This is a genomic window from Streptomyces sp. NPDC002602 (assembly GCF_042889445.1).
Classification (GTDB): Bacteria; Actinomycetota; Actinomycetes; order Streptomycetales; family Streptomycetaceae; genus Streptomyces.
The window spans coordinates 1-14661 of sequence record NZ_JBIAQX010000039.1; the positions used below are offsets into that span (position 1 = coordinate 1).

Annotated in this window: 2 protein-coding genes and 1 pseudogene; all 3 read right to left on the bottom strand. The window is 73.5% G+C overall.

The window, feature by feature from the left end; translation table 11 throughout:
- On the bottom strand, positions 1-5138 hold a 5138-nt coding region (locus tag ACFYW3_RS38960; RefSeq protein ID WP_389389022.1), incomplete at its 3' end, for a beta-ketoacyl synthase N-terminal-like domain-containing protein.
- A 41-nt stretch (positions 5139-5179) separates the two neighbouring features.
- The gene (locus ACFYW3_RS38965) at positions 5180-14425 is read right to left on the bottom strand and encodes an SDR family NAD(P)-dependent oxidoreductase (RefSeq protein WP_389389023.1); all 9246 of its coding nucleotides are present in this window, start codon (positions 14423-14425) and stop codon (positions 5180-5182) included.
- A pseudogene (locus ACFYW3_RS38970) lies at positions 14422-14661 on the bottom strand (acyltransferase); the annotation flags it as partial. The pseudogene ACFYW3_RS38970 and the gene ACFYW3_RS38965, both read right to left, overlap by 4 nt.

The following is a 14661-nucleotide window of genomic DNA, read 5'->3' on the forward strand; positions in this document are numbered from 1 at the left end:
TCCCCCAACACCTCCGCCGAAACACCCACCAACCCATCCGCATACACACCCGCCAACGACCGCAGCGCCGACTCATCAGCCCCACTCACCCGCACCACAAACGAATCCTGAGCCAACACCTCACGCGCCGACCGAACAGGAGCCTCTTCGACAATCACATGGGCATTCACACCACCCATCCCGAACGCGCTCACCGCCGCCCGCCGCGGACCACCCTCACGCGGCCACTCCACCGCACGATCAGCCAAATAGAACGGCGTCTCCTCGAACCGAATGTGATCGTTCGGCCGCACCACGTGCAACGACGGCGGGACCACCCCGTGCTCCATCGCCAAGAGCACCTTCACCAGACCCGCCAGACCCGCCGCCGGCTCCAGATGACCCACGTTCCCCTTCAACGAACCGATCGCGCAGAACTGCGACCTGCCCGTCACCCCACGCCACGCACGGGTCAACCCCTCCACCTCGATCGGATCACCCAGACCCGTCCCCGTCCCATGCGCCTCCACCAGACCGATCGAATCCACGGACACCCCCGCGTCCCGCAACGCCGCGGAAATGACGTCGGCTTGGGCTCGCGGGCTGGGCGCCGAGTAGCGGCTGGTGCGTCCGCCGTGGTTGACGGCCGCTCCCTTGACCACGCCCCGGATCCGGTCGCCGTCGCGCACGGCGTCGTCATACCTCCGCAGGACCACGGCCACGGCTCCCTCTCCGGGAACGAAGCCGTCGGCGGTGCTGTCGAAGGCGCGGCTGCGGTGCCGGGGTGACAGGGCCATGAGGTCGCCCATCGACCGGAAGTACTCCGGGCTGATGCCGGCGTGCACGGCTCCGATCACCGCCGTGTCGATGTCACCGGTGCGCAGGTGCTGGAGTGCCGAGTGCAGGGCGACCAACGAGGAGGAGCAGAGGGTGTTGACGAGCCCGCTCGGGCCGTGCCAGTCCATCAGGTACGACAGCCGATTGGCGATCATCGCCTCCAGGCCGAGGCCCCGTCCGTCGGCCACGCCGTGGCGCACCCGCTCCTCGTGGTAGTGGTCGTGGCTGTAGGCGATCCACAGGCCGGTGCTGCCGTGGGCGCGTGTGCCGATGCGGCCGCCGTCCTCCAGGGCTTCCCAGATCGTCTCGTAGACGATCCGTGCCTGCGGGTCGATCAGGGGGGCTTCACGGGCCGAGATCCGGAAGGGAGCCGGGTCGAACTCGTCCACGCGGTCAAGGAACGAGGCCTGCGGGACCGGTCCTTCCGTGTTCTGCCAACGTCCTCCGGGCAGCGGGCGGACCGTGTCCCGGCCTTCGACGAGCAGCTCGGCGAAGGCGGCCAGGGAGCCGGCGGTGGGCAGCCTGACCGCGGCGCCCACGACGGCGACGTCGCGCGGCCGGGATGCCGGGACGGCCTCGGAGCGCTCGGCCGCGTGGGCGGCGTGGGCGGCGTGGGCGGCGTGGGCGGCGTGGGCGGCGTCGATCGGACGCTGGATGGCGGTGGCGGTCGGGCGCTGAATGGCGGTGGCGGTCGGGCGCTGAGTGACGGTGACGGTGGCGGTGGCGGTCGGACGCTGAGTGACGGTGGTGGTTGTCCGCGCCATCGGTGCGCGCTCCGTCGGCACGGCCGGGAGCTCGGGTTCCGGAGTCGTCTCGGGCGCCTCCGAAGCCGCCGCCGGAGCCTCCTCGGGATCCGCGGTGGCCGCGGGCGGTGGGTCGGTCGGGGCCGCCTGCGCGTCGACGAGCGCCGGTGCCTCCTCCGCGAGGAACTCGGCGAACTGCCGCGGCGTCGGGTATTCGAAGAAGACCGTCGGATACAGGGACAGCCCGTGATCCTGGGAGATGCGCTCGCTCAGCGTGACCAGGCCGACCGAGTCGAAGCCGGCGGACAGGAACTCCGTGTCGGCGTGTTCCTCGGGGGTTCCCGTGAGCGCCAGGAACCAGGCGAGCGCCCGTACGGGCCTGGAGGCGGTGGGCGCCGCGGTCACCGGCGGGGCCACGGGACGAGGTGGTGTCGCGACGGGCGCGGGCGGCCGCGCTGCGATCGGTGTCGCGACGGGCGCGGGCGGCCGCGCTGCGATCGGTGTCACGGACTCGGCCGGCGCGGGCACCTCGCCCGTGGTGAACGCCTCGAAGGGGACCCGCTTGGACGACATGTCGCCGAAGACCAACAGGGGTGTGCCGGTCTCGTCGGTGACGGTCTGGGTGACCCGGCAGGCCTCGTCGTTCCAGAAGGCGATCTCGGTCCGTACGTAGGCGGCTTCGTCCAGTGGTCCCAGGACGTCCATTCGGCCGACCGAGAGCGGGATGAACGCGGTGGCGTCCGCCGCGCCGAACACCGGGTTCGCGGGGTCGATGGCCGCGACCGTCACGCTGTCCAGGAGCCCGGGGAACAGGTGTACGTCGGGTGGGTTCATCTCCCGCTGTCGGGGGCCCTCGATCCGGGCGAGCGTGCCGCCGTCGGGGAGGCTCGCCACCCAGGAGATGTTCCGGTAGTACCGGCCGTGGTGGTAACCGATCCGACGCAGCCACCGGTAGAGGCCGGAGCCCGCGTGCACGGTGGAGCGGGCGCAGTCGACCAGCAGGTCGGCGAGGGGGACGGGGAGCGGCGGCCGGGACGGACCCGCGCCGGCGAGCCGGCCGGTGACGTAGGGTTCCCCGCTCTCGGCGTCCTCGATCCGGAACCGCCCGTCCGCATCGACCCGGCCGATGACCCGGCGGGCCCCGGACGCGATGAGCGGGCGGTGGAAGAGGACGTCACGGGCCCCGTGGAAGGGTTCGCCGCGCAGGGCGGCGCCCTCGCGCAGGAAGTCGAACCAGGCCACTCCCGGGAGCATGAGCGTGCGGTACACGGCGTGCTGGGCGATGGGGGCCTCGGCCGGGCCGAAGACGCGGGCGTAGGTGTACCCGGCCGTTCCCTCGTCCGACACCAGCTCCGCGGGCGTCCCGGGTTCGGCGGAGCGCAGGGGCTCGGCGAGGTTCAGGGCCCGGCCGCGCGGTTGGGCGTGGGGCAGCAGACGCTTGCTCCACGCCGTGCCGGTGGCCTGTTGGAACGCCGCCCAGTCGATGTCCCGGCCCGCCCGGAAGAGCTCCGCGGCGATGGTGGCGAGAACCTGGTCGACCTCTCGTTCGTCGCGGGCTCCGGCCAGCCGTTCGCCGATGTCGTGGCCTGCGGGGCCGGCGCCCCGGGTGTCGTGGGCCTGGTCGGCGGCTCCTCGCAGGACGTCGGCCAGGGCCCGCTCCAGCGGAACGCGGCCCCAGGTGAAGTCCCCGACCGCCTCCCAGCCCGGAGGCAGGTCCAGGGCCCCCTCGGGCACTCCGCGTTCCCGCAGGGCGATCGCGAGGGCGACCGTGGACAGGATCCGCAGCAGTTCGCCGGAGAACCCGGCGGGCGGTGTGCCGGTGGCCGCCTCGAACAGGCCGACGACCTCGTGTACGGCCGGCGTGGAGCGGTCGAGGGCGAACAGCCATGCGGGCGGGGCCGTGGCGGCCTCCGGCCGTATCGAGACGACGGTGTGCGGAGGGGCGACGGTGTGGACGGGCCGGGCGGCGGTGCGCGGAAGGGCGACGGTGTGGGCGGGCGGGGCGGCGGGTGTCAGGAGCCATGCGCGCAACGCGGCGGCGAGTTGATCCGCGTCCGCCCCGACGACGGCCGTCCGCTCCGTGCGGTGCGTCCGTGCCAGCCTGGCCGTGGCACACGCGTCGCCGACAGCGCCGGGCTCCTGCGCCAGGGACGGCAGGAACTCCAGCCACTGTGCGGCCAGTTCGCGCAGTGCGTACGGGCTGTCGGCGGACAGCGGCAGCACGTGGACCGGTTGGTGCCGCGCATCGGTCACCGGCGGCCCGGCGGACGCTCCGGCGGGGTCGGGGGCCGCCTCGACCACGACGTGGGCGTTGGTGCCGCCGAATCCGAATCCGCTCACGGCGGCCCGGCGCACGGGCGCGTCCGGCCACGGGTGGGCGGTGTCGGGGAGGTGGAAGGGGCTGTCGGCGAGGTTGAGGCGCGGGTTGGGCGAGTCCACCGCCACGGCCGGGACGGTGCCCTCGCGAAGCGCGAGAATGATCTTCGCGAGTCCGGCGAGGCCCGACGCCGAGTGCAGGTGGCCGATCCGGCGCTTGATCGAGCCGAGCGCGACGGAGTTCCGTGGGACCCCGTGGCGGGCGAACACCTCGGTGAGTGCCCGTACTTCGATCGGGTCGCCGATGGCGGTGCCGGTTCCGTGCGCCTCCACGTACTGGACGGTGGCGGGGTCGATCGTCCGGTAGGCCTTGCCCAGCAGCTCGATCTGGGCCTCCAGGCTGGGCGTGGTGACGCCCATGGTGCGGCCGTCGTTGTTGACCGCGACCCCGCTGACGGCTCCGAGGATCACGTCGCCGTCGGCCAGCGCGGCCGGCATCGGCTTCAGCACGAGGGCGGCGGCTCCCTCCCCGGGCACATAGCCGTTGGCCCTGCTGTCGAAGGTGTGGCACAGCCCTTCCGGGGAGAGCGCCCCGGTACGGGAGAGGAGGACGAACGTCAGCGGGTCGATGAGCAGGTCCACCGCGCCGACCAGGGCGAGTTCGCAGGTCCCGGCCGCCAGGCTCTGGCAGGCGAGCCATACCGCCGACAGCGACGACGAACAGGCGGTGTCGACCACCAGGCTCGGGCCCGCCAGGTCGAGGCGGTCGGACAGCCAGGCCGCGGTGAAGTTCTGCGACCGCCCCCACAGCGCGGCGGGCCCGGGCTCGCCGGCGGAGCCCGGCGTGCCGGACGGAAGCAGCCCCCGGCCCCGGTCGAATCCGTACCCGTTCATGCGCGCGCCGACGAACACGCCCGCGTCGAGCCTGCGGCGCACCCCCAGGTACCCCGCGTCCTCCAGGGCCCGGGCACCGACCTCCAGCATGACCCGCTGTTGGGGGTCGAGGTGGACGGCGTCCTCGGCGGCCATGCCGAACGCCTCGTGGTCGAAGGAGAACGGGTCCACCAGGAACGCGCCGCGGTGGTGCGTTCCCTGGTGGGGGCCTTCGCCCCGGTACAGTGCGCGGGCCCACCGGCTCGGCGGGACCTCGCCGACCTCGACCCCGTCGCGGCCCAGGAGGGCCGTCAGGTCGACGGCGTCCTCGGCGCCCGGGAGCCGTACCGCGAGGCCGATGACGGCGATGCGGGTGTCGAGCTCGCTCACGGTTGTCCTTTCGTTCGACCCGCCGGTCGCGCCCGGCCCGGTCATCGCTGCCCGTCCCGCTGGAGCAGCGGGCGCAGCAGGGCGCTCAGGGCGGACGCGGACGGGTCGGCGTGGTCGGGGGCGGGCAGGTCGTTCCGGACGGGGGTGGGCGGGTCGTTCCGGACGGGGGCGGGCGGGGCGTTCCGGTCGGGGGCGGGCGGGCGATGGTCGGCCGGCGCCTCTTGGGCGGCGAGTCCGGCCGCGATGTCGTCGGCCGTGCGTGCCCGCATCAGCAGCGACGGGTCGACGGTCAGGCCACTGCGTTGTTCGAGCACCGTGGTCAGCTCGGCGATCATCAGGGAGTCCAGCCCCAGCCCGGGCAGTGGGCGCTCCCCGGGGTCCTCCCCCAGTACGTGCACGAAGGCGTCACGGACCCGGGCCCGCATGCCCGCGCCGTCCTGACCGGCGCGCATCGGTGCGGGAACGACGACGGTCTCGGGTCGTGTCCGCGTGGGCGCGGGCGCGGTGGCGACCGATTCGACGGACTCGGACTCGACGTGCTCCGCGGGCTCTGCCGGGGCGGCGGCAGTGCTTCCCGGGAAGATCACGGCGCCACCGGACCGCAGGTGGTCGACGAAGGCGTCCAGTGCCTGCTCGGCGCCGATCGAGTGGGCGGCGGAGAAGGACGCGTCCGCTTTCATGCCGATGCCCGTCCAGTTGGGCCACGCGTGCGCGGTGACCGTGGTGACGGCGTCGTTCTCCCGCTCGGCGAGAGCCAGTTGATAGGCGTTGGCGAGGCTGTAGTCGACCAGCCCCCGGCCGGCCAGGGCCTGCGTACCGGCGATCGAGGACACCAGGACGACGAAGTCGGCGCCCGCCTCCTTGGCCAGCCGTACGACGTTCAGCGAGCCGGGGACCTTGGGGGCGAGCACCTTCTCGGCGTCGCTCCACGGCCGGCGGTGCATCGCCCCGAACGGGTTGACCCCGCCGGAGGAGTGCACGACGCCGACCAGCCGGCCCCAGCGCCGGCCCAACCGCCCGGCGACCTCGGCGAGCGCCTCGGGGTCGGACACGTCGCAGGGCAGGTAGTCGACCTCGGCGCGCGCCGCGAGCTCCCGCAGGGGCGCGGAACGCGCGGGATCGAGGACCGACCGCCCGAGAATGCCTATGCGCTTGGCTCCCCGATCGATCAGCCGCTCGGTCAGGCGCAGTCCCACCGCACCCAACCCGCCGGTGACCAGGCAGTACCCGTCGGTGGGCAGGGCGTACGGCGCGCCGGGCACCGCGGGCACGGGGTGCGGCGCGTAGCGGACGCCCCGTCGGTGGGCGACGACCACCGTGCCGCCGTCGGCATCGGCATCGGCATCGGCGACCGGCCCGGCCGCCAAGGCGGTGTACTCGGCCACCAGGCGGTCGGCGAGCGCGGCGGCCGGTTCGGCCGGGTCCAGGTGCACGACCGCGGTGGCTTTGCGGCCCTCGGCTCCGGCGGCCCGTACGGCCATGGCCATGGCGGCTCGCTCGGGGATCAGGCCACCGCGCTCGTCGGCGTGCACGGCGGCGGCATGGAAGCCGGCCCACAACAAGGCCCCATGGGCGGGCAGCGCCGTGATTCGATCGCTCAACTCAGCCCAGAAGTCGCCCAGTTCGCGGGAATCGGCGCTCCGGCTGTCCCGGGTGTCGATCACGATGGCGCCGTCCGCCCGGTGGCCGGGCTCGACCACGGTCACGCCCCGGCCGCGGAGGGCCGCCGTCAGGGCGTGTTCGAGCTCGAGGTCGGCGGTGACCACACGTACCGTGCCCGAGCCGGGAGGGGTGACCGGGGCGGGCTCCCGGACGCGCCACTCGACGCGTACCGCCTCGGCCCTCGCGAGGGGCGGGCCGGAGGGGGCGGCCGACGGGCCGGTGGTGTGCCAGTACGCACCCCGTGCGAACGGGTAGGTGGGGAGGTCCGTGACGCGGGCACCCGCGGCGGAGAGAGCGTGCCAGTCGACCCGCGCGTAGCCGACCCCGGCCAACTCGGCGGCGCCGACGGGTCCGTGGGGTGCCTCGACCGTCCCGGCGCGGAGCGCCGCCGCTTCGGCGGTCAGGTCGATGTCGACACGGACGGGGCGAATGCGGCCGGCGGCGACGGAGCGCAGCGCGGTGGCGAGTTCGGCGGCCGTCCGCCCGTGGACGGCGGTCTGCAACTCCATGGGCGAGCGGCCGGTGTTGGCGGTGTGACAGAGATCGGCGGTCTCCCAGGCGTCGCGTGCCACGTCGAACCGGTCGGCGTACGCGCTCGCCAGTGACCGCAGCGCCGGCTCGTCAGCCGCGCTCACCCGCACGACGAACGAATCCTGGGCCAACACCTCACGCGTCGACGGAACAGGAGGCTCTTCGACGATCACATGGGCATTGACACCACCCATCCCGAACGCGCTCACCGCCGCCCGCCGGGGGCCACCCTCACGCGGCCACTCCACCACACGGTCGGCCAGATAGAACGGGGTCTCCTCGAACCGGATGTGATCGTTGGGCCGCACCACGTGCAGTGACGGCGGAACCATCCCGTGCTCCATCGCCAGGAGCACCTTCACCAGGCCCGCCAGACCCGCAGCCGGCTCCAGATGACCCACGTTCCCCTTCAACGAACCGATCGCGCAGAACTGCGACCTGCCCGTCACCCCACGCCAGGCACGGGTCAACCCCTCCACCTCGATCGGATCACCCAGACCCGTCCCGGTCCCGTGTGCCTCCACCAGACCGATCGAGTCCACGGACACCCCCGCGTCCCGCAACGCCGCGGAGATCACTTCCTGTTGCGCCGCACTGCTGGGAACCGTCAACCCACTGGTGCGACCACCGTGGTTGACCGCACTGCCCTTGATCACACCCCGGATCCGGTCACCGTCCCGCAACGCGGCCCGCAGCGGCTTCACCACCACCGTCACCACACCCTCACCCGGCACGAAACCGTCCGCCCCCGCATCGAACGGCCGAGAGGCACCCGAGGGTGACAAGGCGCGCAGGTTGCGCATCGCGACGTAGTGCAGTGGGGACACGCCGACGCGAACACCGGCCACGATCGCCTGCTCGCACTCACCGTCACGGATGCTGCGCGCGGCCGTGTGCAGGGCGACCAGCGACGACGAACACAGCGTGTCGATCGTCATGCTCGGCCCGTGCAGATCGAGGAAGTAACTCACCCGGTTCGCCAGAAACGCGTTGTGGTTGCCGAGACCACTGGGGGCGTCCAGCTCCGGCTCGATGTTGTAGTCCTTGTAGTGCTGGTAACTGGCTCCCACGAACACGCCGGTGGAGGAGGACAGTTGCCTGGGCGACAGGCCGGCCGACTCCAGTGCCTCCCAGGTGGTGCGGAGCAGCCAGCGGACCTGCGGGTCGAGAACCTCCGCCTGTTTGGGGAAGAAGTCGAAGAACCGGGCGTCGAACTCCTCCACGTTGTCGAGGAATCCGCCCACGTCGGGCCCGTGACCGGCCGCGTACCGTCCCCAGCGGTGGGCAGGCGCCGGGCGGATCTCCTCGCCGGCACCGGCCAGGAGCGACCAGAACCGTTCCGGGTCCGAGGCACCGGGAAGCGCCAGCGCCAGGCCGATGACGGCCATGTCCTGGGCGGGCGCGGTGTCTTCGAGGGCTGCCGGGGCTGAGGTCGGGATCGAGGTCGGGGTCGTGTCTGAGTCTGAGTCTGAGTCTGTGTACGTGTCTGAGTCTGTGTACGTGTCTGTGTCTGTGTCTGTGGTGAACACGCCGTGGGCCGCCGGCTCCGCGAGGCGCGCGGCGAGGGTACGGCAGTCCGCAGCGTCCAGGACGTCCGTCGGGCTCAGCCGTACCCCGTACTCCGCCTCGATGTCGGCCGCGATGGCCGTTGCCAGCATGGAGTCGAGGCCCGCGGCGGACAGTGAGGTCGTCGCGGTGACACCCGGGTCGTGCAGTACGTTGCGCACCACCGCGACGATCGCCGCCTCCGCCGCCGCGGCCTGCGGCGTGCGGCGGGCCGGGTGAGAGGGCGGCGCGTCGTTGGCGGCCACCGTCCGGTACTCCACTTCGTCGAGCCGGACCAACACCCGACCGTCGGCGTCGAACAACGTCGCGTCGCCGCGTCGCGTGCCGTCGCTCGCGGGCTCGGCGCCTTCGAGCAACACGAACGCCGTCCGCGCCGGATCCGCCCAGCGGGTCGCCCGACCGATGGAGACCGGCAGGTAGGTGGCCGACGGGGCCGCGGGGTCCGCCAGTGTGAGGACGGCCATGGTCTGGAGGGCGGCGTCGATCGCGACCGTCTGCGCCTCCAGCGGGCTGTCGGCGGGAACGTCGATCCGTACGAACACCCGACTCGGCCCGTAGTGCACCTCGGCGATGGAGCGGAGCGGCGCTGTGAGTTCCATGCCCTTCGCCGTGAACCAGGCGTAGAGCCCGTCCGGTTGCAGGGTCCGGCCGAGGCCGGCCCGCAGTGCGTCCAGGTCCGCGGCGGCGGGCGCCGGGCCCGCCGGGGTGTCGGCGGTGGCGAGTCGGGCGATGACCCGGTCGGCGTGACGGAAGGCGGCCGGCCCGGTACGGGCGGGGTCGCCCAGGTCATGGGTGAGGGGATGGGTTCCGGTTCCCCGGCCCGTGAACGCGATCCCCCGCAGGACGTCGCTCGACCGCAGCCCGAGGGCCACGGGAAGCGCCCCGGGCAGAGTGTCCTCGCCCAGCACCCGGTGGGCGGGCGCGAGCCGTCGTACGACCGCGGCCACGTCCTGCGCGGTCGGCGCTGCCGGCGGGACGGGCGTCGTCGTCGCCGCGGTGTCGGCCGGCGCCCCGAACGGGTAGGGCGGCAGGGCCGCTTGGCGCGCCGGCGGGCCCGGGTACACGGTGGCCCAGTCGACGGTGCCGCCGCCGACGTAGCGCAGGGCCGGGCCGCTGAGGCCGGTCGAGGCGCTCTCCACCGGCGTGCCGCCGCGTAGGACGGTGCCGGGTGCCCGGTCCGCCAGGTGCAGCGCCCTGGCCAGGCCGGTGCTCAGCTCGTCGGCCGTGGTTCCGAGGAACGCCACCCGGTGGGCCCGGTGGTCGCGTCCGACGGCGCTGGAGCGGCACAGCGCGCCCAGGTCGACGGCGGTCTCCCGCAGCAGCAGCGGTCGGACGTCCGCCATGCGTCGGAGGAGGGCTTCCGGGGTGTGGGCGGAGAGCACCAGCAGGTGCTCGTCGTTCTCCGAGTCGGCTACGGAGGCCTCGTCGCCGGGCGGCCGGTGTCGGGGTTCCCCGGTGTGTTCCCGCGCGTACTCCTCGACGACGACGTGCGCGTTGGTACCGCCCATGCCGAAGGAGCTGATGCCCGCCCGGCGCGGTCCGTCCGAGGTCCACGGCTGGGGCGCGACAGGGATCACGAACGGTCCGGTGGACAGGTCGAGGTGGCTGCTGGGGGTCTCGAAGCCGGCGACGGGCGGTATCTCCCGGTGGCGCAGGGACAGCAGCACCTTCAGCAGGCCGGCGAGCCCGGCCGCGGGCTCCAGGTGTCCGATGTTTCCCTTCACCGTCCCGAGGTGGCACGGGCCGGTGCGGTTCGGGTCGCCGCCGAACACCTCGGTGAGCGCGGCGATCTCGATCGGGTCGCCCAGTCGGGTCGCGGTGCCGTGCGTCTCGATCAGGGAGATGTCGGCGGGCGCCAGTCCGGCGTCGGCGAGCGCGGCCCGGACGACCGCGGCCTGGGCTTCACTGCGGGGTACCGGCAGGGCGCTGCCGCGGCCCCCGTGATTGACGGCCGTACCGCGGATGACGCCCCAGATCCGGTCGCCGTCCCGCTCCGCGTCCGTGAGCGGTTTCAGCATCACGGCCAGCGCGCCCTCGCCGGGCAGGAATCCGTCCGCCCGCTCGTCGAAGGGCCGCGGGAGGGTCTCGGACAGCGCGCCGAGCCGGCTGAGGCTGCGGTAGTACCAAGGAGTCAGGCCGACCTGGCAGGCCGCCACGATGGCGGCGCCGCAGTGCCCCGCACGGAGCGCGGCGACCGCCTGCTGGATGGCGACGAGCGAGGACGAGCACAGGGTGTCGACGGTCTGCGAGGGGCCGGTCAGGTCCAGCGCGTACGAGATCCGGTTGGCCAGTACCGCGTTCATGGAGCCGAGCGCGGTGTGCGGTCCGACGGTCTCCAGCCCTTGTGTGTCGCGGTGGTGGGTGTAGGTGGCGCCGACGAAGACGCCGATGTCGCGGCGGTCCGCGAGACCGCTGTCGTCCCGCACCGTCCAGGCGTGTTCCAGCAGCAGTTTCTGTTGTACGTCCATGTCCTCGGCCTCGCGTACCGAGATGCCGAAGAAGCTCGGATCGAAGCGGTCGATGCCGGAGACGAACGCACCGGTGCGGCAGTAGGTGCCCGTCATCCGGGGGCCGCGCGGCTCGAAGTGGGTGTCGATGTCCCAGCGCTCCGCCGGGACCTCGGTGAACGCGTGGCCGCCGGAGCGGAGCAGTTTCCACAGCTCCGCCGCGCCGCCGGCCGCACCCGGCAGGTCACCGGAGACGGCGACGATCGCGACGTCCGCGTCACGACCGCCTGCCGGCGTGCGCCGTCGGGGTGTCGGGAGCGGGCGGTCGGGGGCGGCTGCCGGGAGCGGCTCGACGGGAGGGACGGACTCGGAGGATTCGGCGGACTCGACCGGCTCGGCGGGCGTGGAGGGCGTGGCGGACGAAACCGGCTCGGCGGACTCAAGCTGCTCGGCGGCCTCCGGCGTCGCGACCGCGACGGCCGCGCCGTAGCGGTCCGTCAGGGCCTGGACCAGCTCGGCGAACTCGCCGTACTCCAGGAACAGCGTCGCCGGGAGGTGGATGCCCCACCGGCGGGACAGTTCCTCCGACAGCTCGACGCTCATGATCGAACTCATGCCGTAGTCCGACAGGGGGGTGTCGCGGTCGAAGGAGGCGACCCCGAGCCGCTCGGCGAGGAACCGCTCCAGGGCGTCCGCTACGTGTTCCGCGGAGCCCGCGCCCACCCCGGCGGACCCGTCCGACCCGTCGGCCGTGTCTTGTGTGGCGGAGGGGGCTTCGGTCTCCGCGGCCTCCGCCTCGACGATCTCGTCGCCGGCGTCCGGGTGGGCGACGATCACCTGGCGGGGGTGTTCCTTCGACCCCAGTACCGCGATGAGGGCGTCCAGGCCCTCCGCGGTGCCGAGCGGCCGGACACCGCGCCGCCGCAACTGCTCCGCGACGGCCGTACCCATGCCCACCTCGCCCCACAGGCCCCAGTCGATGCTCAGCCACGGCGAGCCGTGCGCCTGCGCGAAGGCGTCGAGGTAGGCGTTGGCCGCGGCGTACCCGGCCTGCCCGAGGTTGCCGAACGTGCCGGAGACCGACGCGAACAACACGGCGAAGTCCAGGTCCTGCCCGGCCACCGCGGCCGCCAGCTCGCGGACCCCGTCGACCTTGGGCCGCATCACCGCGGCGATGTCCTCGGCGGTGGCGCTGCGGATCAGGCCGTCCTTGAGCGTGCCGGCGGCGTGGACGACGCCGTGCAGTTCGCCGAACTCCGCGCGGGCCCGCTCCACCACGGCCGCCAGGGCGCCGGGGACGGTGACGTCGGCGCTGTAGGAGACGACCTCGCAGCCGTGTGCGCGGATCGCGGCCGTCCGCTGCCGGTCGGCGGCCGCCGCTCCGGAACGGCTGACCAACGCGACGACGCCGGCGCCGTCCCGTGCGAACCTGTCGGCGACCTCCAGGCCCAGACCGCCGTGCCCGCCGAGGACGAGGTAACGGCCGCCCCGCCTGATCGGCCCCGGACCTGAGAGGGGCGCGGCGTATGCCGAACGGTCGCGGACCCGGACGGGTACCCGGCGGACACCCTGCCGGTAGCCGGTCTCGGTCGGGCCGTCGCTGTCGCCGAGTTCCGCCAGCAGCGCGCGGAGGGCGTCGTCGGAGGACCGGTCGATGTCGACGAGGCGCGGGCGCAGGCCCGAGTACTCGATGGCGGCGGTACGAAGGAAGCCCCACAGTGCGGCGCGCGCGGGCACCGGTCGGTCTCCGTCCGTGACGGCCTGCCCGTCCCGGGTCACCACGAGGAAGCGTGATTTGCGCTGCCGCTCACCGAGGGTCCGCAGGGCGGCCAGGCAGCCGTGGACGCCGAGGCGGAGTTCGGTCTCCTCCCCCTGGGCGCCGTCGGACACCTCGCCGGCGTTCCACAGGTGCACCACACCGGCGATCGGGTCCCCGATGTCGTCCCAGAGCCGCCGGAACGCCTGCTCGTCCGGCTGTGCGAGCATCCGCTGGTCGCTGCCGCCGTCCCTGTCGCCGGCGCGTCGGTGTGCGTGGTCGTGCGCCGGCGGCCCGGACGGACCGATGCCGACTTCGACCACGCGGGCGCCGTCGGCCCGCAGGCGCCCGGCTGCGCGCGCGCCGAGGCCGTCCGTGCCGGCGTGGTGCAGCACCACCCACGTGCCGGTCACCGGCTCGGGGCGGGCGGCGTCCGACGGTGCGGGACGCCACACGATCCGGCTGATGGGCAGTGCGGCCGGTCGTGCCGGAGTCGCGGCGGCCGTCGGTCGCGAGGCGGCGATCGTTCGCCGCATACGGAGCCCCTCGAACTCCGCGGCGACCTCGTGGGAGGGCCCCAGCAGAGTCGCGTCGGCGGTGGCGTACGCGCCGTCGACGCCGGTGCGGCGCACCAGGACGGTCGCACCGGTCGACAGCGCCGAGAGGTCGGTGAGGATCCGGAGCCGGGCGATGCCGATCGGCAGCATGGGGTGGGGTCCTTCCGCTCCCGTGAGGTCCTGGAGCGCGCAGCTCACCACCTGGAACACGCCGTCCACCAGGAGGGGATGGGCGTACCAGGGCACGGGTTCGGCGTCGGACCCCAGCGTCGCGCCGGCCACGCCGTCGTCTCCGACGGAGAGGTCCCGGACGGTGCGGAAGTCGGGCCCGTACTGGAGGCCCTCGCGTGCCCAACTGTCGTACAGCCGGTCCGGGTCGATGGTCCGTGCGCCGGTGATCCGCGGTCCGGGAACGGTGGGGGCGGTGGGGGCCGGGACGTCGCCCGGGAGCAGCAGCCGACCGGTTCCGGTGGACAGCGGTTTGCGTTCGCCGGCCACGACCGTGCTCAGCTCGAAGCGGGTTCGCGGCCCGAAGGACACGTCGAGCCGGACGGGAGCCCTCGTGTCGTCGCCGATGGTGAGGGGCCGCAGGAACGTCACGTCGGTGAGTTCCAGCGGAGCGAACGGCCTGCGTCGGGCGACTCCCACCATCGCCATCTCCAGCTGCACCGCGGCGGGCAACAGCCCGAGGCCGGCGGAGCGGTGCTGGGCGATGAACGGCTCTTGGCTCGTGAACGTCTTCTCGTAGGTCTCGGCCGGGTACGTCACTGTCCCTCGCTCCGGTGCTCGTAGTGACGGTCGAACAGGGGGTGGCCGACGGCGCTCGTCGCGGCGCCGCTGCGGCGTGCGGCGGGCACGATCAACTCCTGCCGGTTGAAGGGGTAGGTGGGAACGGTGATCGTCCGCTGACCCTTCCCCGCATGCACACCCGACCAGTCGAGATCACCCGACGTCGCGTTCACATACGCCGCCAACGACCCATGCACCTCGACCTGATCCACCCG